The following is a 22,249-nucleotide window of genomic DNA, read 5'->3' as shown; positions in this document are numbered from 1 at the left end:
TACAAGCGATTGGATAATATTTTCAGAATGAAAAAAGATAAAATTAAAATCCTGCTAGAGATGCGTCCAGCATTGGAAGGCTATGCGGGTATTCCTCAAGAAACACGTTTATTGTTTAGGGGTTTATGTCTTAGTCAATCACTCGAAGTAGAAGGGTTATTGCAAACTTCTCTTCGATTTTTGACGGCGGGGATCAAAACAAACCAACTGAGTGATGATGGTCTGGCAAATAGTGAGCGCTTGAATCGCCATTCAAAAGTTATTTTGTCGATTGATATTAAACCAATTAAAAATAAATTTGACGCTTGGGCCTTATATTTAAAACGCCGGCGCGCGGTGCTAGGGCTTACTTTATCTACTATGCTGCGCTTTCGCGGGCATAAGGTCGCATTGACTACTTTTGAATCTCGCTATTTTGAAGATTTTATTTGGCAAACTTTGTTTGCAAAAACATTGCCTGCGATTGATTATTCTTTAGTGACTAAAAAAAATTATAAAATATGTGCAACACCATGGAATATTTTTCAGACAGTTGGTTTAAACTCACGACTTTTGTTTTCTAGTCCGATATATCCGCAATTAGATACTGCAGACAGTGATATTTTTATTTCACAGACGCCTTATCCTGCCCGTGTAAATAAAAAAACCACTTTGGTGGTTCGCTATCATGATGCGCTGCCTATTTTTATGTCGCATGCGTTTGCGAATAAATCAAGGCATCAGGCGGTTCATTTTAATGCCTTGCTGAGTAATGTGCAGTCTGGTGCGTATTTTGCCTGTGTTTCAGAGGCGACTCGACAAGATTTATTAAAGGTTTTTCCTGAAGTTAAAGATAGGGCCGTCACGATCCATAATATGGTGGCCCCAGATTATTTTTATGAAGATTCTTCTGTAGAGCGAGTCTCACAAATTATTCGTGCAAGATTAAATTTTTCTACGGCGAGTACTTGCCCTGATTTTAGAAGCCTAAATGAAAAAGAACTCTTTTATCAGCAGCATTTAGGTGCCGGTAATGTTAATTACCTGCTTATGGTTTCCACAATTGAACCAAGAAAAAATCATACTCGTTTGATTGCAGCGTGGGAAAACATCCGCGCAGAGATTGATCCATCATTAAAATTAGTGATTGTGGGTGGTTTGGGTTGGGATGTTGAGCCAATTATGCGAGAGATGCGAACTTGGATTGATCAAGGCAAGTTATTTGTTTTAAATAATGTGCCATCGGCAGATTTGCGTGTTTTATACCGCCATGCTCAAGCTACTGTGTGCCCAAGTATTGCAGAAGGATTTGATTTTTCTGGAGTTGAGGCAATGAGTTGTGGTTCAGTGGTGATTGCATCTGATATTGCGGTTCATCGTGAAATTTATGATGATGCTGCTGAATATTTTGATCCACATTCAACAGATAGCTTGATTGAATCGATAAAAAAAGTACGCTACTCGACTCATTCGGATGAATTAAAAAATCAATTGCATCATCGCGGGCTATTGGTTGCCAAGCGATATGATTCAAATGTTATTTTGCCGGTTTGGGAGAAATTTTTGCAAGAAATTAATAATAAAAGGCAAAGCCATATTTAATGAAGCAATTTATAATTGATGCCACGCGTTCAATCGATAGAACGATGCAAGGTCGTTTACCTACTGGGGTTGATCGGGTTGTTTTGGAGTATATACGCCATTTTTCTGCTGATTCTCGTGCATTAGTTCGATTGCATTCTCGGTGGGTATTATTGGGGAATGCTGATTCAAAACAATTTTTTGCTGCATTGCTGCAAGTTAATACCGGCTTTAAATCTTGGGTGCAGCGCTGTGTGGCAAAGTCTTTTTTTAATTCGAATGATGATCTACATCAAGCGAATGTGTTTTTAATTAATGCGGGTCATTCTGGGCTTGAGAATAAAAATTATATTAAAAAGCTAGCGTCGATTCAGGCTAGGCCATTATTTTTTGTTCATGATTTAATTCCGATTTCTCATCCCGAATATTGTCGCCCCGGTGAATTGCAGCGCCATCAATTGCGTATGCAAACGGTGTTGACGTATGCCCACGCGGTGGTGGTGAATTCTCAAGCGACTTTGGATGAGTTGCGCGCTTTTGCGTTGGCGCAGGATTTACCCATGCCGGCGGCGGCAGTGGCTTGGCTGGCGGCGGCGGATTTGCCGTTGCAGGCTTTACCGCGCCCTGTGCCGGGGCCGTATTTTGTGATGCTGGGTACGATCGAGGCGCGTAAGAATCATGCATTTATTTTGCAGTTATGGCGGCAATTGGTATTGCGCTTGGGCGCTGCTGCGCCGAAGTTGGTGATTATTGGTCAGCGGGGCTGGGAATGCGAAAACGCATTGGATTTGCTTGAGCGCTGCCCAGCTTTGCAGGGGCATGTTTTAGAGGTTGGGCGTTGTACTGATATTGAATTGGCGGCGTATTTGCAGCATGGGCAGGCTTTGTTGTTTCCTTCGTTTGCCGAAGGTTTTGGGATGCCGATTGTTGAGGCTTTTGCCCAGAAATTGCCGGTGCTGTGTAGTGATTTGCCTGCGTTTCATGAGATTGCGGGGGATATTCCCGAGTATGTCGATCCTTTAGATGGCGCGCGTTGGTTGGCGTTGATTGGTGATTATTGCGATAGCCAGCATCCTTTGCGGCTGGCGCAGTTGGCTAGAATGGCGGGGTTTGTTGCGCCAACTTGGGCCGACCATTTTGTGGTGGTGGATCAATTGTTGGCTAGCCTTGATCCGGTGCCAGCATGAGCGCTACGGTCTTTGCGCTAGGGTTTTCAAATTGGAAGCGCCGTACTTTAAAAAGCTGCTTTCCTGGGCAAACGGTGCGCTTTGTGGATGATTGGTCGGCGCTGCCCGATGGGGCGGTCTTGGTGGTGTGGGGCATGCGCGATGTGCGTGCTTGCCCGATTCGTTTGCAGCAAGTGATTCGGGTTGAGGATGGTTTTTTGCGCTCAGTGGGCTTGGGGGCCGATTTGATTCGGCCTTTGTCGTGGGTGCTGGATACCAAGGGGATGTATTACAACGCGCAGCAGGTGTCTGATTTAGAGACCTTGTTAAATCAGGCAGAGATCAGTGCTGATTTACTGGCGCGTGCTGGTGATTTACATCGGCGAATTTTGGCGGCGGGGCTGACTAAATACAATGTAGGGGCTGGCGTTTGGTCGCGACCGGCGGATGTTGAGCAGGTGATTTTAGTGCCGGGGCAGGTTGAATCAGATGCTTCGTTAGTATTTGGTGCGAGCGGTATTCGGCACAATATGGCGCTACTGCAGGCGGTGCGGGCGGCTCATCCGCAGGCATGGCTGGTGTATAAACCACACCCTGATGTGGTGGCGGGGCTGCGTGCTGTGGGGCAGGATGAATCGCTGGCGGGGCAGTGGTGTGATGAAATTTTGCACGATGTACCGATGGGGTCGATTTTGCCGCAAGTGGACGAGGTGCATGTTTTAACGTCGCTAACGGGGTTTGAGGCCTTGTTACGCGGTAAGCGTGTGGTGTGTTACGGCCAGCCTTTTTATTCGGGCTGGGGTTTAACGCAGGATCAAATGTTTAATGTACGGCGTACTAGGGTATTGAGCTTAGAGCAGCTAATTGCATGCTGCCTGATCTTATACCCTAGATATTTTTCTAGAGATTCTCGGCATAGTGCTACGCCAGAACAGGCGCTAGATACCTTGCAGCATTGGCAACAGCAGCGCGCTGGACCTCAGTGGCTGCGGCAGGGTTGGCGTTTTATTTTACGGAATGTGGTTGGCGTACGATGACGAGTCGAGTTTTTTTATTTTTGCAGGGTGTGTGTTCGCCCTTTTTTGCCCGTTTGGCGCAGCAGCTGCGTGCCAATGGTCATACCGTTTATAAAATCAATTTTAACGCGGGTGATCATTTGTATTGGGGGGGGCAGAGTGCTTGGCATTACCGTGGAGAGCCTGCCGATCTGGCCAATTTTATTGCCGATAAATACCTTGAGTTTGGGATTACCGATCAAGTGTTGTTTGGTGATCGGCGGCCGGTGCATTTGCCTGCTGTTGCTGCGGCCAAGGCTTATGGGGTGCAAACGCATGTGTTTGAAGAGGGCTATTTTCGCCCTTATTGGATTACGCTGGAGCGCGGTGGTGTCAATATGCATTCGCCCCTGCCTAAAGATCCTGATTGGTATTGGGAGGTAGGGGGGGCTTTGCCCGAGTATGGTGATGGCCAGCCATTTCGCTCGCAATTTAGTATTCGCACTGTGCACGATGTGGCGTATCACGTGGCGGGGTTTTGGAATCCATTGTTTTATCCCGGTTATAAAACGCATGCGCCAGTCACTGCGCCGGTTGAATATGCCGGTTATTTGCGGCGCTTTGCCCAGCTGCATTGGCAAAAAAAACGCGATGCAGCCTGTATTAATGAGCTGTATGAATTTGGGCAGAGCTATTATGTGCTGCCTTTGCAGCTCAATAGTGACGCGCAAATTCGTGATCATTCGCACTTTGATAATATGCAGCAGGTGATTTCGTATGTGATGCATTCATTTGCTTTGCATGCGTCGAGTAATACCAAGCTGATTATTAAAAATCATCCATTAGATATGGGGCTTGAAGATTACCCTAGTTATATCCAGCAGCTAAGTCAGACATTGGATTTGCAAGGTCGAGTTGATTATCTGGAGTCGGGTGATTTAAATAGTCTGCTCGAGCATGCGCGTGGTTTGGTGACGGTGAACAGTACGGCGGGTGGTTTGGCGGTGAGCTTGGGCTGCCCAACGATCACTTTAAGCGACCCGATTTACAATTTACCGGGGCTGACTTTTCAGGGTGATTTGGATGACTTTTGGTATGCCAGCGAGCCGCCGTCAATGGCCTTGCTGTCGCGCTTTCGCAATACCGTGATTCATACCTCGCAACTGAATGGTGGATTTTATTGCAAAGCGGGCAATCGTTTAGCAATTGGCCCGTGCGCGCAGCGCCTAGTGAGCGCTGTGTCTCCGCTTGACGAATTATTACGTCAGTTTCCGCTGTCTATTCCCGATGCGACTGGTCTTAAACCAACGCCGAATTTTGCTGGCTGGGTATAGCCCTCTCTGGCGAATGCTTGCGGGCTAGCCCGCAGTGACGAGCCGCCGCTGGGTCTCGATATCGATTTAATTGGATTTTTATTGCATGCATCAACCGGATTTTATTCCTCAATCCATTTTAATTACCGGCGCTACGGGCGCGATTGGTGGCGCTTTGGCGCTGGCGTATGCCGCGAGCGGGGTGCGTTTGATTTTGCTCGGCCAGCGCGCAGATCGCTTGGCGGTCGTGGCGCAAGCTTGCCGCGAGCAAGGCGCTAGCGTGTTGCCGGTGGTGCTCGATTGCCGCGATATTGGCGCTTTGCAAGCATGGGCGGCGCGCTGCTTGGTGAACGACGTGCCGGATTTATTGATTGCCAATGCCGGGGTCAATATTAATGTGTCTGATACCGCCGAGGGCGAGTTGTGGGCTGATATGCAGCGCCTATTCGAGGTGAATGTATTGGCCACCTTGGCCTTGGTGAATGCGTTTTTACCGGCGATGCGCCAGCGCGGGTCGGGGCAGATTGCTTTGGTTAGCTCGTTGGCGGCGTATTTTGGCCTGCCGATGACGCCAAGTTATAGTGCCAGTAAGGCGGCGATTAAGGCGTATGGCGAGGGCTTGCGCGCTTTATTGGCTGATGAGGGCATTGCGGTGAGTGTGATTATGCCGGGCTATGTGACCTCGCCAATGTGCGAGGCGATGCCTGGGCCTAAGCCTTGGCAGTGGTCGCCTGAGCGCGCGGCGGCGTATATTCAGCGTGGTTTGCAGAGTAATCGGGCGCGGATTAGTTTTCCTTTTCCGCTCAATTGGGGCAGTTGGTGGTTGGCGGTGTTGCCAGCGGCGTTGTCGCAGCGAGTTTTGCGTTGGATCGGTTATCGTGTTTGATGGATTGCTTGCGGGTTGGGGGTTGCTGGCGTCGGCTTGTGCTTGGCCAGTAGCGCTGGGGGTGACCGCCACGGTGCTGATTGAGCGCTTGGCCCAGCCTCGGCCACAGGCGATTTGGCAGCGACCTTGGGCGATGAATGCTTTGCTGGTGTGCGCTTGGGCGGGCTTATTTTGTTTTGAGCTGGCTTTGTTTCAGCGCCCAGCGTTTGCGGCGGTGTTGGCAACGGGTTTGTTGCTGCTGCTGGTGCTGATTAGCAATAGCAAGTTTCATAGCCTGCGCGAGCCGTTTATTGTGCAAGATTTTGAATACATCGCCGATGCGATTCGCCATCCGCGTTTGTATCTGCCTTTTTTTGGCGTGGCGAAAGCGCTATTTTGCACTGCGCTATTTTTTGCGCTGCTGTATTTGGGCGTGGCGTTAGAAGATTCGGTGCTCAATTCTGTCAGCTACGCCGTGTATTGGTCGGCGTGGGCAGGCTTGGTGTTGGCGGTTTGCTTGGCGGTGCAGTTATTGCGCCGCGCGGTGCCAGCGATGCAGTTTTGCCCAACGCAGGATCAGCAGCAGTTTGGTTTTTTTGCGACTTTATTTGCTTACTATTGGGCCGAGCAACGCCACCCCGAGTTAACGCCACCGGCGTGGCCGCTGCCGCAGCCGAGCAGCGGCGTGTTGCCGCATTTATTGGTGGTGCAAAGCGAGTCTTTTGTTGATTTTCGGCGCGATTATCCGCAAATTCGCCCGGATATTTTGAGCGAATATGATCGGTTTTGCGCCGAGTCTTTGCAGTACGGCCAGCTGGCAGTACCGGCTTGGGGCGCCAATACTGTGCGTAGCGAATTTGCTTTTTTGTCGGGTTTAGCGCCGCAGCAATTGGGCGTGCATCAATTTAATCCTTACCGCCGTTTTGCCCGCCAGTATTCGGCCTCATTGGCGGCGCAGTTGCGCCAGCAGGGTTATCGCACCGTGTGTATTCACCCGTATGCGGCTAGTTTTTACCACCGCGATGCCTTGTATCCGCAATTGGGTTTTGATGAATTTATCGACATCAGCGCCTTTGCGCCACCGCCCGCCGGCATGCCGTATGTGAGTGATTTGCAAGTGGCGGCCAAAATGGGTGAGGTGTTGGCGCAAGCGACGCAGCCGACGTTTATTTTTGTTATCACGATGGAAAACCACGGCCCTTTGCATTTAGAGCAATTGGCAGAGGGCGACGCCGAGCAGGTGTATCACGGCGCAGCGCCCACAGATGGCGAAGAATTAACCATTTATTTGCGCCACCAAGCCAACGCCAACCGGATGCTGGCGCAACTACGAGCGCAACTCACCGCCTTAAGCAGACCCGCCACCTTGTGTTGGTACGGCGACCATGTGCCGATCTTGCCCAAGGTCTACGCCGCCCACGGCGAACCCAGCGGCAACACCGATTATTTCATTTGGCAAACCCCGCGGCAGGGCAGCGAAACAATAAAACCCCATCACCACCCCCTCGCCGCCCATCAATTGGCTGGTGAGGTGTTACAGGCTTTTGGTCGCTAAAGCTTGGTTTGAATTACCGCAGTTCCGAGTGGCCTTGTTCTAGGATCGTGACTAGGCGGTTGGTGAAGCGCATGAGGGGGGCGCCGTCGGTGACGTCGTGGTCGGCGCTGAGGTTGAGTTGTATATATTCGCTGGTTTTGAGTTGCTCGCCGCTGGCGACGATGCGCTGGCTGGCGCCGCCGATGGATAGCGTTAGGCTTAGTGGCGATATGGGGAGTATCACCGCCGCGCCTTTGGCAAACATGCCATTCGAGGTAATACCCACAGTTCCGAGCATTTGCTTGCGCGAATAGGGGTCGTAGCGCAGCCACCACCACACGGGTTTTCTAAGCCAGCTAGGCAGCTTAAAAAATGCCAATTCCAAGGCGGTAAGTGGCCCGCCGTTGCCGATTTCGCCGGTTTTGGCTTGGCTTAATTCGGCTTGGATTTGCGTTAGATTTTTGCTGGCGGCGTTGCGAATGATGTAATGCAAAGGTTGGTAAGATTGGTCGGCGAGTTGGCGCTCGATCATCACGGCGATATCGACTTCTTGAAAAATCACCCGCCGTGTTTTACCGCGCAAACTCGATTGAATCGCCAAATCTTCATGAACCGCACAGGCCAAACCTTTGGCAATCCAGCTGGTGAGCGAGATGCCGTGCTCTTTGCGGTATTGCTGCGCGGTGTCGCTGCAAAATTCGCTGACCAGATGGATATTATTTTTGCGCCGACCTTCGCGCAAAATATCCTCGATCAGGTGGCGCTCGACCGGGATTTTTTGCTCGATGGCGGGCGCTTTGGCCGCAAATAGCTCGGTGATGAGTTGCTGAACAATCAGCGAATACTTGGCCATTTATGCGCGTAATGCCGCTTGCAGTGCGTCGAGCGTGGCGTCGATTTGTTGTTCGCTGTGCTCGCAGCTAATAAAAAATCGCAGTCGCGCGGCTTTTTCTGGCACGGCGGGGTACAAAATCGGCTGCACATTCATCCCTTGTGCAAACAGTGCTGCTGACAAGCGCGCGGCTTTCAGCGAGCTGCCAACAATCGCCGGGATAATCGCCAAGCCTGCGCTGTGGCCGGTATCGATGCCGCGCTGTTTGGCTTGCGCCAAAAAGTATTGCCCGCGAGCTTGTAGCGTTTGCACCCGCTGGCTTTCTTGCTGCATACAGTTGAGTGCCGCCAAAGCCGCAGCGGCAACAGGCGCTGGCATGCCGACGCTGTATAAAAATCCGGGGGCCAAGAATTTTAAATGCTCAATCAACGCTGATTCGCCAGCGATATAGCCGCCGCACGCCGATAGCGTTTTGCTCAGGGTGCCCATCCAGATATCAACGTCTTGCCCTGCCACGCCAAAATGCTCGCGGATGCCCATGCCGGTTGGCCCCATCACGCCAAACGAATGCGCTTCATCGACCATCAGCAAGGCGCGGTGGCGGTTTTTGATTTCGATGAGCTGCGGCAGATCGGGAAAATCGCCGTCCATGCTGTAAATGCCTTCAACCACAATCAAAACGCGTTCAAATTGGCGGCGCTGCGTGCTGAGGATTTCATCCAGCGCGGCGTAATTATTGTGGGCAAACGGTAGGCGTTTGGCGCCCGACAGCAAAATGCCTTGCAAGGCGCTGTTATGAATCAGCTCATCATGCAGCACCAAATCTTTAGGGCCAAATAAATGGCCGATGGTGCTGACATTGGTGGCGTGGCCACTAACAAAAGTCACTGCGTCATCGACGCCATACGCATCGGCAATGGCGCGCTCGAGTTCACGATGAATCGGCCGCTCACCAGAGACGACGCGGCTGGCCGAGACTGAAACGCCATATTGATCAATCGCGTCTTTGGCCGCTTGGTGCACTGCGGGGTGCTGATTTAAATCGAGGTAGTTGTAGCTGGCAAAGTTGATATACGGCTGGCCGTCGATTTGGCTGATCGCGCCAGCGATGCCGTCGTGTTGCTTAAAAAATGGGCTGGCAATGCCCATTTTTTTTGCACCTTCATTGATGATACGCAGCTGTAAATAGCCCGGATGCAGATGAAAACGATAAAACGCTTCGGGGATATCGTCGCGCGCAGCGGGGCGAGCGATCGGCGCTTCGGCGTTTTTAAGCTTGCGCTCGAGCGCTTGCTGAATCAGCTGGTCTTTCAATTTGCTGGTGATACTCATTGAATAATCCGCGTAGTGCTTTGCTGGCTGATTTGGCTGGCTAAAGCGTGTGAGTCGGTTTCGCTACTTGCGCCGTGTACGGCCGACAAATGCTGTACTTGCGCCAGCGTGGCGTCGTCGCTGACGGTTTCGTGGTGTTTGAGCTGCAAAATCAAGCGATCGGCTAGCTTGTTAATCGTTGGGCTTTCGCTTAATGCCATCACCGGCAGGCGGGTACCAAAACGCTCTTCCAGCGCCACCACCAGCTCAACGCCCATTAACGAATCTAAACCGATGTCGTATAAAGAGCCGCTGGCATCGATTTTGTCGGCGTTCACGCGCAAAATCTGCGCAACTTCTTGCTTGAGCATGCTGACAAAAGTGGCGTGCAGCTCAGTATCGCTGAGCGTGTCGATCAAGCTTTGAATATCGCTGGCTTGGTCTGTGCCTTGGTCATTGCTTTGCATGCGGCGGGCGATAGCGCTAAATTTTGGCGTTTTGGCGCTGGGTAAAAAGCGCGCCAAAGCCGGCCAATCAAGCTCTAACACGCTCAAGCCCGAGCTTTGCTCGATCAGCATTTGCTCTAGATAATTGAGTGCTTGATCAGAGCTCAGTGCCTTGCCGCCCATGCGATTTTGTAGCGCATCTTTGATTTTTTCATTGCGCGCCAAAAAGCCTACGTCGTCAATCGCGCCCCAACACACGCTGGTGGCCGGTAGACCTTGGGCGCGGCGTTGCTCTGCGAGTGCTTCCATATAATGATTGGCGGCGACATAGCTCGCTTGGCCGGGATTACCAAAAATCGTTGTTGCCGATGAATACAGCACCAAGAAATCCAAATCGAGCGGCGCGCTCAGTTGATGCAAGTAATCGGCACCGAGCATTTTGGGTGCCAGCACTTTATTGATTTGCGCCGGTTCGGTATTGCGAATCAGCGCGTCATCAATCACCACCGCGGCATGCACAATGCCCTTGAGTGGCGGCATGGTTTGGCCAAAGTGGGCAAACACTTGGGCCAGCTCGGCCAATTGGGTGACGTCGCAAGCCAGTGGCAACACCTTAACGCCGCGCAAACGCAGCGCGGCAATCGCCGCTTGCGCTTCGGGTGCGCTTGGGCCGCTGCGGCTGATTAACACCAGGTTTTTAGCGCCTTTATCAGCTAGCCATTGCGCGGTTTTAAGGCCAAATCCAGCTAAACCACCAGTGACCAAATAGCTGCCCTCAGCCGACAATTGCAACGCGGCTGGTTGTGGCGCGGCATGTTGTGCCATCAGGCCGTGCGAATAAGTGACGACAATTTTGCCGATTTGTTTGGCCTGCTGCATATGGCGGAAGGCGTCGACAATCTGCTCGGCATCAAACACTTGATACGGCAATGGCGACAATACGCCCTCACTAAATAGCGCCATCACTTCAGTAAACAAACGCTGGGTGAGTGCTGGGCGCACTTGCATCATTTGGTCAGCATCAATGCCGAAATAGCTGATGTTGTTGCGGAACGGCCGTAGGCCAATTTTGCTGTTTTCGTAAAAATCGCGTTTGCCCAATTCCAAGAAGCGGCCAAACGGTTTAAGTACCGAGAAATTGCGATTAATTGCTTCACCAGCCAGCGAATTGAGCACCACATCGACGCCTAAATCAGCGGTGTCGCGCAAGATTTCATCGGCGTAGCTGAGCGAGCGCGAATCATAAATATGCTGTACGCCCATTTGCTGCAAGAAGGCGCGTTTTTCATCCGAACCCGCCGTGGCGTAAATTTCTGCGCCTAAGTGCTTGGCCAATTGAATCGCGGCAATGCCTACGCCACCGGCGGCGCCATGAATCAAGATTTTTTCACCCGGCTCCAAGCGCGCCAGATGCTGCAGCGCGTAGTACACGGTGAAAAACACGCTTGGAATCGTCGCTGCGGCAGCAAATGAAATGCCAGCGGGGATTTTAGCAATGGCGCTGCTTTGGGTGCGTACCCGATTAGCAAAGCTGGACGGGCCAAAACCAACCACTTCATCGCCAACTTGATAACCGACCACGTCGGCGCCCACTTGGCGCACCACGCCAGCAAATTCAAGCCCTAAGGTTGGGCCAGCAAAGCCGTTTTCGACCGCTTCATCCGAGAGTAAACCCAGCGCATACATCACATCGCGGAAATTAAGCCCAGTGGCCACAACGTCGATGTCGATTTGATCGGCAGCCAGCGGCGCAGGCGTGGTGGCGGCCCAGCGCAGATTGCGTAATTGACCGGGGAACTCAAAACCAAGCTGGATGATTTCGCCGTCGTTGGCGGCGGATTTTTCGCTATGCGCCGCTTGAACTAACTGCAGGCGCGGCACAAAGCGCGCGCCATTGGCGTCGATCATGACTTCTTGCTCGGGACTCTTAGCGGCGATTTCTCGCGCTAATGCCGCGGTCTGAATCGCCGAATTGTTGTTGGCAAAGTCGATTAAGTGAAAAGCCGCATCGCTGGCTTCGTTGAGCAAAGTGCGGGCAAAACCCCAAAGTGCGCTGTCGGCGCGTTGCTGCGTGGCGTCGGCGTGATCGCTGGCACCGTGGGTGATAATCCAGCAATCAGCGGCGCATTGGCTTTGTTCTACGGCGTTGAGTAATTGCGCTAATTGCCCGCAACGTTGGGTTTGTTGCGCTAGCACGCTTAAGCTGTCGCTGGCAGGGCGATACCCCGGGTGCAAAATAATATGCCCACGTTGCGCGCTAAATAACTGGCTGAGAACGGCATTGAGCGGTTGATCGCTGTTGGCCTGATGCAGCTCGGCATTGATGCCTTGCGCGCTTAGTTGTTGCTGCAATTGAGCTCGCCATAGTTTGTGCGCTGCATCGTCGATTTGCGATGGATCGATGAGGATGAGGCAAGGCGTGATGTCGCCGGCCGTGGCCAACATCGGCGCGGGCTGATCCAGAGTCGCGATTTGGAAAAACAAGTCGGTATAGCGATCAGGCGCAGCTTCAATCAGCTCTGCACAGCAATACCCTTGCTGGCTGAGGTGGCTGGCCCAATATTCGCTTGGGTTTTCAAGTGGCTGAGCGAGATCGGCGCAAATAAAATCCAGCCATTGCGAACGATGACGACCGATCAGTAAGAGTTTGCCTTGTGGCGCCAATTGCGCGCTGGCATAAGCGATGGCGGCTTTGGCGCTGCTGACATCACTAAAGTCCAGACTCACTATCGCTAGATCAACGCCGTGTGGCACGCTGCGCTCGATTTGCTCGATGGCTGGGATCTTCTCGATGCGTAAATCGGGGAGCTGCTGACGCCATTGCGCCAGCTCGGCCAAGGTGTCATCCGATGGCGTGGCAAACCCATAGTCGCACAGCGTTAAATCAAGTTGGCTGGCGGCTTCTTGAGCAAAAATCGGTGCGCCTGCGGCGACTTCTAAAATACTCAGGCGTTGGCCAATATCGAGCATCGCGGCGTGCTTGGCGAGTAAATCGGCGATGTGTTTAGCCAGCGCTTGTTGGCGTTGGCCACCTAAAGCGGCGCGCCACAGGCTTGGGTAATCACTAGCGGCAAGTTGCGGCTGCGCGGCGCTTGGATCAAAGTCGGCTTGATGGCGAATTTTGGCCAAACCAATGGCATGAATGCTGTGGAAATACGCGCTGTATTCGCTGACCAAGACTTGCCAAATGGCATTGGCGCTAATGCCATCGTCGCTATTGGCGCTGCGTTGCCATTGATCACCATGGCGCTCAATCAGCTGATCTTTGGCGGCAATCGCCAAGCAGTTGAGATAGCGCTCAGAATTGTTGGCCGCATCCAGCTCGCCCAGCAGCTCAATATTGCTATGGCTAGCAAGGCTGTCGAGCAGTGGCTCGACTTCGTTTAAATAGCGATTAAACTCGGCTTGCTCGCTTAAGCTGGCAACGTGCTGCTGCAGGCTGGCAGCCAGTGCATTGGCGGGCAGTTGCGGCAATTGCTGCGCTGCTAAAGGCGCGGCTTGTTGGCGATAATGCAGCAGGTGCAGGGCATCGTGCTGGGTTTTACGCAGCCGAACGCTGCGAAAGCGCGCTTCTTTAATCGTGACAATCACTTCACCCGCTGCGTCGCAAATGATGAAATCTGCGGTTAAGGAATGCGGCGCACGTTGAATCAGCGTGAGCTGGGCCAACGCCGGTGGATTGGGGTTGCTGGCAAAAGCAATTCGGCCAATTTTGGTGGGCACAAACGCTACGCCAGAGAGCGCGGCCATTTCGTCTTGCAATAGCTGAATAATCAGCTGGAATGTGCAATCGAGTAGCGCAGGGTGCAAGTGATAATCGGCCAGCTCGGCTTGTATCTCGCTTGGATATTGCAGTTTGGCAATCACTTGATTGCCCTTAATCCAGCCGTGCTCAATACACAAAAACGCCGCGCCGTAATCTAAGCCCGCCGCTTGAGTCAGCGCTTGATGGCTGGCGCCGTTAAAATCGATCGCGGTTTGCGGTAAGACAATTTGGCTATTGGCCAGCAAGATAGCGTTGGGCTCAGGCTTAATTTTGGCCTTGGCATGGATGGTCCAGCGATCTTCGCCGGTATAGTCGCGCGCGCTGATTTGTACTTGATGGTTGCTCACTTGGGTACGAACCAGTTTGGCCGGTGATTCGCTTAAAACCAGCGGCGCGAGAATCTCTAGCTCTTCGATTTCGATTAACGCGCCATCGTTTTGTTGTATTGCCGCTGCCAACGCCAGCTCAACATAACCAGTGCCTGGGAAAACCACCGCGTCGCCGACAATATGATCGGCTAGCACCGGATTTTTAATGGTGTCGAGCTGGTTTTCCCAGCTGCTAGCGTGTTGCTTGAGCGCGTAGCCCAATAGCGGGTGCAGCATGTCGCGGCTCAGTTGCCCTAGCGATTCGGTGCTGCTATTGATCCATAAGCGTTCGCGTTGCCACGGGTAATTGGGCAATTGCATAAATTGCCCGGGCGTTGGAAATTGCGTGGCCCAGTCAATTTCGCAACCACTGGCGATAATGCTGGCCATGGCGCTAAAGACTTTATTTTCGCCGTGTTCGGTTTTGCTTAATGTGCCAAGCACTAAACCTTCGCAAGCATTATTTTTTAGTGTTTCTAAAATATATGAGCGCAATACGCTGTGTGGGCCGACTTCTAAAAAGACATTAGCGCCGGATTGATTGATCGCGTTAATGGCATTTTCAAATAGCACCGGTTGGCGGATGTTATGCCACCAATATTGGGCATTGAGTTGCTCACCGCTGAGTAATTCGCCAGTTACGGTGGAATAAAATGCAATGCTATTTAATTGCGGTTTAATGTCGCTCAGTGCGGCAATTAAATCGTTTTCAATTGGGTCCATTTTTGCGCTGTGAAATGCGTAATCCAAATCCAAGCGTTTAAAGCGAATATTTCGCGCGGCAAGTTGCGCTTCGATTTGGCTTAAGGCATTGACTTCACCAGCCAATGTAATCCCCCGCGCACTATTGACACCCGCAATCGCAATATTGAGGCCGCATTCGGCTAATAGCGCATTCATTTCGCATTCGCCCATGGCGACGGCGGTCATTTGCCCGCTGCCTTTGGTTTGGCCTTGCATGCGGCTGCGATGATAAATCACTGCGGTGGCGTCTTTAAGCGTTAGCGCGCCAGCGGCCCATGCGGCCGCAACTTCACCGACGCTATGCCCTGTTACGGCCGACGGTGTAATGCCTTGGCTGCGCAGCATTTGCACTAGGCCAACCTGAATTGCAAACAGTGCTGGTTGGGCGATTTCGGTTTGTGCGTAACGATTTTCATCGTCTTGACCATTACGGCCAGCGATTTCGTCTTGTAATCCATAGCCGCTGAGCGGCATAAAGTGCGCGTCGACTTCGGCAATCGCTTGTTGAAATACGGCGTTGCTGGCGAGTAATGATCGGCCCATGCCGGCCCATTGCGAGCCATTGCCCGAGAAAACAAACACCGGCCCTTGCGCCTTGGCGATGGCTTTGCCACTGAGGACTTGCTCGGATTGCTCAATCACTTGGCTTAAAAATGCGCTCACCTCGCTTGGCGTTTGGCAAAACGCCATCACTTGATGCGGGTGTTGCTCGCGGCGTAGAGCGAGCTGATAAGCCAGATCATAAACGTTGAAATCGGGGGTTTTGGCGAGGTAGTCATTCAGATTGCTGGCTGCAGCGGGCAAAGCCGCGACTGAGCGGGCGCTTAAAATAATTGGTAATGCTTGCGCTGGCGTTGCTGACGCGCTGACCGCGTGTTGTGGGGCGCTTTCTAAAATCACATGGGCATTGGCACCACCAAAACCAAAGGAATTCACACCAATGACTAAGCGGCCAGAGGTTTTTAATGGCTGCGCTTGGGTGACAACTTTAAGGTTGAGCTCAGCAAATTTAATTTTTGGATTAAGTTTTTTAATGCCAATCGTTGCTGGCACCAAGCGGTATTGAATGCAATGCAAGGCTTTCACTAAACCCGCTACGCCCGAGGCGGCTTCTAAATGGCCAAGATTACTTTTGACCGAGCCAATTAATAAGGGCGATTCGCTGCTGCGGTGCTGGCCAAGCGCAAGGCCAATGGCGCGGGTTTCGATGGGATCGCCGACAGCGGTGCCGGTGCCATGCGCTTCGAGGTAATCAATCTCGCTGGCCGCGATGCCGGCTTTGGCGTAGGTTTGCTTGAGTAGCTCGGCCTGCGCGCTGCAGCTGGGTACGGTGAGGCCATTTTTTTTGCCATCGGTATTCACGCCCGAATGCGCGACCACGGCAATAATCGGATCGCCATCGGCAAGGGCTAAATCATAATCTTTTAAGACAAAAATCCCGCCGCCTTCTGAGCGCACATAGCCATCGCCTGCTTCATCAAAGACATTGCAATGGCCTTTTTTGGACAGCATTGAGGCTTTGGAGAAAATAATAAAGCCATAAGGGTGTAAATGCAGGCTAATGCCGCCCGCTAAGGCTTGGCTGTTTTCGCCAGAGAGAATCGATTGGCAGGCTTGATGAAAAGCCACCATTGAGGATGAACACGCGGTATCAATCGCCATGCTCGGGCCACGCAAATCGAGCGCATAGGAGAGTCGATTGGCGGCGATACTCGCAGTGTTCCCTGTGGCAACGGCTGAATCAATCGCGGCCAAATCGTCGGCTAAACGATAGGAATAATCGGCGCTGGCAATACCAATATACACGCCGCACTGGCTGCCGCGAATCGTTGATGGCTTGATGCCGGCGTTTTCTAATGCTTCCCAACTGAGCTCAAGCAAAATGCGTTGTTGCGGATCCATTTGCGCCGCTTCGCGCGGGGCAATGCCAAAAAAGCCTGCGTCAAAACCAGAAATATCGCCAATTGAACCGGCTTTAAAGGTGTAGCTGGTGCCAGCGTGATTTTTATTGGCGTGAAGAAATGCTTCTTTAGACCAGCGGCCAGCCTCGACTTCGGTAATTAGATCTTCTTCATTGAGAAGATTATCCCAGTAGCTATTACCGGTTGAATTAGGCAGTCTGTGAGAATAACCGAGGATGGCAACGCGTTTTGTCATTGAGATGTATTAACTTTTTGTGAGCTGTTGAATAGCAATTTAAAAATACAAATATTTGCTAGAAACGGTAATTAAATTAAAGTCTGTACTAATTAAAGCGGTACGAACGTTGAATCGAGCGTGATCGTCCGTAAATTTTAACACTGCTTTAGGATTAGTTCACTTCGTAATTATATTTATTTTAAGTTTACTGGATATCGCTCAAATTTGTTTGAGGGCCTTGATTGATATAAGAAGTAATACGAGTGTTTTTTTAATCAGAAAATGTTGGTAGATAATGTGATTTCAATTCTTTGTTGAAATTAAATATGGCGCTTTGAAAGAGAGGGTATTTCAATTAAATCAATGATTTAAGGTGGGCGGTTTGTGTTTTTGTTTGGCATTGTAAAGTCTTAATGATTAAAGAAAAAATGTTCTACATCATGGTCTACTTATTTTATTGCACGGTAGATTCCGCTCTTGCGGGTCAAGCATTTTGATACTTTTTTGCGTTTTTAGTGCAGTAGCAAGTAGGAAGAGTAAGCCACGCGCATTCCATCGTGTCGCAGGTATTTCTATGTGTATTTGAACCGCATCATTGTAGGGTGGAGTGCACTTTGTTTATTCCACGCTACGATGGTTCTGTTTTAGTTTGGGTTAACTCCGGAGCTTTACTCGTGGCGCGGTGAATGGAGGGCTTGTCTTACCCAAGGTGAGTGCGTTTTTTATCGGGTTTGTTGGGGATTTCCATTTCGGCTAAGCCTTGCAAAATCCCGCAGGGATTGTGATTGCTTTGGCAGTGTTGGCGTAGTTCGGCGAGTTGGTATTTGAGTTGTTCGAGTTCTTTGATGCGGGTGTCGACGTGGGCGATGTGCTCGTCAAATACGTTGTTAATCGCGCTACAACCATCGCCGCCTTGATCGGCTAAACCGAGTAGGGTGTGGATTTCTTCGTGGCTCATATCGAGTGCGCGGCAGTTGCGGATAAAGCGCAGCCGTTCAATATGCGCTGGGCCATAGACGCGAAAATTACCGAGGGTTCTTTCGGTGATTGGCAGTAGCCCTTCTTTTTCATAAAACCGAATGGTTTCTACCGAGCATTGCGCCAGCTTGGCCAGTTCGCCGATTTTCATTTCTCGATTCCTTTATCCGTGTTGTCGCATTCGTCAATCAAGTGGCTTGGTATCCGCGTGCGCAAACCCTAGGGATTTGCACACCCTACGATGATGCGCATGGTTTTGTGCGCTTTTGCGCACGCGGTTGCGATGAGGCGGCATGTGCAAGTCCTACGATTTGTACGTTCTACGAGCATATTTTTACGATCTATCGATTCAAGTTTTGCAATATTGCACGTCGCTGATTTTAGCGGTTGACTCTATAGTAGCTTCAGGGTGTGTAATGCGTTTAAGTTTAATCGTTGGAGCTGCCTGATGTCGCAATATCGTCAACATTCTTCCGCGCATGCCGCGCATTCGGCTGCGGGGCATGCAGCTTGTTGTGCGGGGCACAGCGAGGGCGCGGCATTGACCACCTTGGCTGCGGCTGAGCTAAGCGCCGATGGTTGGGCGCAAACGCCGATTCGCATTATGCAAATGGATTGCCCGACCGAAGAGGCGTTATTGCGTAAAAAACTCGGCGCGATGACGGCGGTTTCGGGTTTGGAATTTAACCTCATGCAGCGGGTGTTGACGGTGCAGCATCAGCCCGACGCGCTTGAGGCGATCTTGGCGGCGATTCGCAGCTTGGGCTTTACGCCAGAGTTAGGTGAGGCGATGGCGACTGACGCGCCGGCAAAACCTAGGTGGCCTTTGGCGCTGGCAGGGGTGGCGGCGTTGGCCGCCGAGGTGACGCATTGGCTCGACGGGCCAACGCTATTGGTAGCTGGGTTGGCGCTGCTGGCGGTCTTGGCTTGCGGCTTAACGACGTATAAAAAAGGCTGGATTGCGCTACGCAATGGCAATTTAAATATCAATGCGTTGATGAGTATTGCCGTGACGGGAGCGATGGCGATTGGCCAATGGCCCGAGGCGGCGATGGTGATGGTGCTGTTTACCGTGGCTGAATTAATCGAGGCCAAATCGCTGGATCGGGCCCGCAATGCCATTGGGGGCTTGTTGCAATTGACGCCCGAATTGGCGACGGTGGTGCAAGACGATGGTGTGGTGGTGGATAGACCGGCCAAGTCGGTGCAGGTGGGAGAGCGAGTTCGCGTTAAACCGGGCGAGCGGATTGCTTTGGATGGGGTGATTTGCACTGGGCAATCAACGATTAATCAAGCGCCGATTACCGGCGAGAGTTTGGCGGTGGATAAGGGCGTGGGTGATCCGGTATTTGCTGGCAGTATTAATGAAGCCGGTTCTTTTGAATTGACCGTTACAGCGCTGGCCAGTGATAGCACTTTGGCGCGGATTATTCATGCGGTGGAGGCGGCGCAAGGTGCGCGCGCACCAATGCAACGCTTTATTGATCAATTTGCTAGGGTATATACCCCTATCGTGTTTGCCATTGCGATCTTGGTGGCGATACTCCCTCCCTTGTTTTTTGCCGGTGATTGGCTAGCGTGGATTTATAAAGCTTTGGTGTTATTGGTGATTGCTTGCCCCTGCGCTTTGGTGATTTCAACGCCGGTGACGATTGTTAGTGGTTTGGCCGCTGCCGCGCGGCACGGGATTTTGATTAAGGGCGGGGTGTATTTAGAAGAAGGCCGCAAGCTGGCGTGTATTGCACTGGATAAAACCGGCACGCTGACGCATGGCAAGCCAGTGCAAACCGATTTTATTGATTTGCAAACGCCGGCGCAGCAAACGGCCAGTGCGGCGCAGGGCATCGCGGTTGAACAGTTGGCCGTGAGTTTGGCGCAGCGCTCCGATCATCCGGTATCGCGCGCTTTGGCGCTGGCTGGCCAAGGTTTAAGCCTGATCGACGTGCAGGATTTTACTGCCTTGCCCGGTTTGGGCGTGAAGGGGCAAATGGCGGGGCAGACGTATTATTTAGGTAATCATCGTTTGATTCACCAACAAGGCTGGTGCTCGGCTGAGCTGGAGGCGCGATTGTTTCCGCTGGAGGCGCAAGGCAAAAGTGTGATTTTATTGGCGACTGAACACGGCGTTTTGGCTTTATTTGCTGTGGCCGATACGGTCAAAGACAGTAGCCGCCAAGCGATTGCCGAGCTGCATGCGCTGGGGGTCAAAACCATCATGCTCACTGGCGACAATGTCCACACCGCGCGCAGTATTGCCGAGCAAGTCGGTATTGATGAAGCCCGAGGCGATTTATTGCCAACGGATAAATTAGACCTGATTGTGGCGCAGCAAGCCCAGCTCACATCAAGCCAAAAAATCGGCATGGTTGGCGACGGGATTAATGACGCGCCCGCATTGGCGCGCGCCGATATTGGTTTTGCGATGGGCGCGGCCGGTAGCGGCACGGCGATTGAAACCGCTGATGTAGCGTTAATGGATGATGATTTACGCAAATTGCCACGTTTTATCCGCTTATCACAGCAAACCCACCGTATTTTGTTGCAAAACATCGCCTTGGCGTTGGGGATTAAATTGGTGTTTTTGCTACTCACCTTGCTGGGCTACGGCACCATGTGGATGGCGGTTTTTGCCGATGTGGGGGCAAGTTTATTGGTGGTGGCCAATGGTTTGCGAATATTGCGGCAGTAATTTAGACACTTCGCATTCGCGCCGTAAGCTGGTTGCTTGCTCAATGATTGAGTTTGAAAGGCCGCCCAAGAAAAACCCCGCATGATCAAAATGCGGGGTTTTGGTTATTGATGGTTGAGAGCGGATTTAGAGAAATGCCAGTAACGGTGAGATACACAGCAAGATGCCAGTTGCAATAATCACTTTGAGTGACCAGCCTTTGTATTGATGCAATGCCGGTACTTTGTAAACTAAATACGCGGGAATTAAGCAGCCGATTAAACCAAAGATTGGGCTGCAAATGGAGGTAAAGCTGAGCACGGGAGCATTGAGTGCAATCGCGCTCCATGAGAGCAAGATCGTGAAGACGATAATGCCTTTGGCCACCAATCCTTTATTGATTTGTTCGTCTTTATAAAAACGTCGCAATACATTGAGCACAATCCCTTGGCAGGCTTCACGAAAACCAAGGTAAACGCCAAAATAGGCGGTCATCACGGCAAAAATATTTAGTATCAAACTAAAAACTTTAACGGTATCGCCCGGTACGGTTTTGGCAACCATGGCCAATGCCGAAATGTTTTGTTCTGACGCGTGGACCGCTTGTTCATGACCCATGGCCAAGGTGAACGATACGGCGTAAAAGAAAACAGTCACAAACAAGATACCAAAGGCAATATTCATCGCACGCATGGCTTTAAACTGCGCGACATCGCGTGATTTTTCTCGGGCGCGGTATGAGATCACCATTGGGCTTAAGCTTTGAATAAACAGAATCGACGTTAATGTAAACGGCAACATAATGATGGCATCGGGAATTAACTGACTCAGCGCAGGAATGGCACCGATATTGTTAAAGTCCCATTGGCGAACCATCATCAAGCCAAGAATTGCCACAACGCCGAGCTTGGTAATGACCATGCCCGATGAAATTTTAAACAGTAATTTTTCACCCCGAGAGGCCAGCGCAACAAGCAGGCAGATCAGTCCAAGGCCATAGAAAGGATTGCTTGAAAGCAAGCTTTCAGTAGCACCAAAACTTTGTAAAAACGATGCACTATCGTTGGTAATCGCGGTTGAATACACAAAGACCCAGATGACCAGCATGATGAAATACAGCACGCCAAGCAAAATACCCCAGTTTTTACCCAGATAGCCTGAAATGACCCCCGCGTAATCATCACACTTTGGCGAAGTGGCCAAGGTATTGATAAAGAGTTTTTGAAACATATACATGGCGGGGTAGCCGATAATCGACGAGAGTAAAAAAACCCATAAGCCCATCAAGCCCACCTGAACGGGCAAAAATACAATCCCCGCGCCGATGGCCATGCCGATACTCATAATCACCCAGCCCCAGTCCGTACTATCGAAGCGGGTCGCTTCTTTCCATTGTTGAGCACTCATCTGACTTCGACTGAGCTTGATGTCTTGTTCTGCAGCGCTGCTTAAGGGCTGTCCCATGATGAATTCCTTCTCTCGATATTGTGTGACGACCGTGGATGACAGGGTGCTCATCCTTGCTGGCTAGATGGCATTAAATATGCCGAAACGAGTTTGCTCA

Annotated in this window: 12 protein-coding genes; 7 read left to right on the top strand and 5 right to left on the bottom strand. The window is 51.4% G+C overall.

The genetic code is table 11. From position 1 onward, the window contains the following. Positions 1-27: 27 nt before the first annotated feature. From LG219_RS13980 to LG219_RS15525, 6 genes are all read left to right on the top strand, one after another. Entirely contained in the window at positions 28-1,581 is a 1,554-nt protein-coding gene (locus tag LG219_RS13980; protein WP_226765070.1) for a glycosyltransferase family 4 protein, read from the top strand. Continuing rightward, positions 1,581-2,747, top strand: a complete 1,167-nt coding sequence (locus LG219_RS13975) for a glycosyltransferase family 4 protein (RefSeq protein WP_226765069.1) — start codon at positions 1,581-1,583, stop codon at positions 2,745-2,747. The genes LG219_RS13980 and LG219_RS13975 overlap by 1 nt, the downstream gene beginning before the upstream one ends. Then, positions 2,744-3,763: a capsular polysaccharide export protein, LipB/KpsS family gene (locus LG219_RS13970; RefSeq protein WP_226765068.1), complete on the top strand. Its 1,020-nt coding sequence runs from the start codon at positions 2,744-2,746 to the stop codon at positions 3,761-3,763. Before LG219_RS13975 ends, LG219_RS13970 begins: the two co-directional genes overlap by 4 nt. After that, a complete protein-coding gene (locus LG219_RS13965) occupies positions 3,760-5,055 on the top strand; it encodes a capsule polysaccharide biogenesis protein (RefSeq protein WP_226765067.1) in 1,296 nt (431 codons plus the stop codon). The genes LG219_RS13970 and LG219_RS13965 overlap by 4 nt, the downstream gene beginning before the upstream one ends. 85 nt (positions 5,056-5,140) lie before the next feature. Next, positions 5,141-5,920, top strand: a complete 780-nt coding sequence (locus LG219_RS13960; RefSeq protein ID WP_226765066.1) for an SDR family NAD(P)-dependent oxidoreductase — start codon at positions 5,141-5,143, stop codon at positions 5,918-5,920. Continuing rightward, positions 5,913-7,454 (top strand): LTA synthase family protein, encoded by a 1,542-nt coding sequence (locus LG219_RS15525; RefSeq protein ID WP_226765065.1) that lies wholly within the window; start codon positions 5,913-5,915, stop codon positions 7,452-7,454. Before LG219_RS13960 ends, LG219_RS15525 begins: the two co-directional genes overlap by 8 nt. 13 nt (positions 7,455-7,467) lie before the next feature. Here LG219_RS15525 and LG219_RS13950 read toward each other — a convergent pair whose 3' ends face one another. The 4 genes from LG219_RS13950 to cadR form a co-directional block, all read right to left on the bottom strand. Then, positions 7,468-8,286: a 2-oxo acid dehydrogenase subunit E2 gene (locus LG219_RS13950; RefSeq protein WP_226765064.1), complete on the bottom strand. Its 819-nt coding sequence runs from the start codon at positions 8,284-8,286 to the stop codon at positions 7,468-7,470. Beyond that, the gene (locus LG219_RS13945; RefSeq protein WP_226765063.1) at positions 8,287-9,597 is read right to left on the bottom strand and encodes an aminotransferase class I/II-fold pyridoxal phosphate-dependent enzyme; all 1,311 of its coding nucleotides are present in this window, start codon (positions 9,595-9,597) and stop codon (positions 8,287-8,289) included. Then, positions 9,594-17,057, bottom strand: a complete 7,464-nt coding sequence (locus tag LG219_RS13940) for a type I polyketide synthase (RefSeq protein ID WP_226765062.1) — start codon at positions 17,055-17,057, stop codon at positions 9,594-9,596. Before LG219_RS13940 ends, LG219_RS13945 begins: the two co-directional genes overlap by 4 nt. Positions 17,058-17,739: 682 nt before the next feature. Then, complete coding sequence (gene cadR, locus LG219_RS13935; RefSeq protein WP_226765061.1) at positions 17,740-18,168, bottom strand: Cd(II)/Pb(II)-responsive transcriptional regulator; 429 nt, start codon at positions 18,166-18,168, stop codon at positions 17,740-17,742. Positions 18,169-18,465: 297 nt separating this feature from the next. Here cadR and LG219_RS13930 point away from each other — a divergent pair, with 297 nt between their 5' ends. Continuing rightward, positions 18,466-20,706, top strand: a complete 2,241-nt coding sequence (locus LG219_RS13930; protein WP_226765060.1) for a heavy metal translocating P-type ATPase — start codon at positions 18,466-18,468, stop codon at positions 20,704-20,706. A gap of 126 nt (positions 20,707-20,832) precedes the next feature. On the opposite strand, the gene LG219_RS13925 is transcribed toward LG219_RS13930, so the two are convergent. After that, entirely contained in the window at positions 20,833-22,149 is a 1,317-nt protein-coding gene (locus tag LG219_RS13925) for an SLC5/6 family protein (RefSeq protein WP_226765059.1), read from the bottom strand. Positions 22,150-22,249: the final 100 nt, after the last annotated feature.

This window comes from Deefgea salmonis (assembly GCF_020531905.1).
GTDB lineage: Bacteria > Pseudomonadota > Gammaproteobacteria > Burkholderiales > Chitinibacteraceae > Deefgea > Deefgea salmonis.
This window is presented reverse-complemented; position numbering and strand designations above follow the sequence as displayed.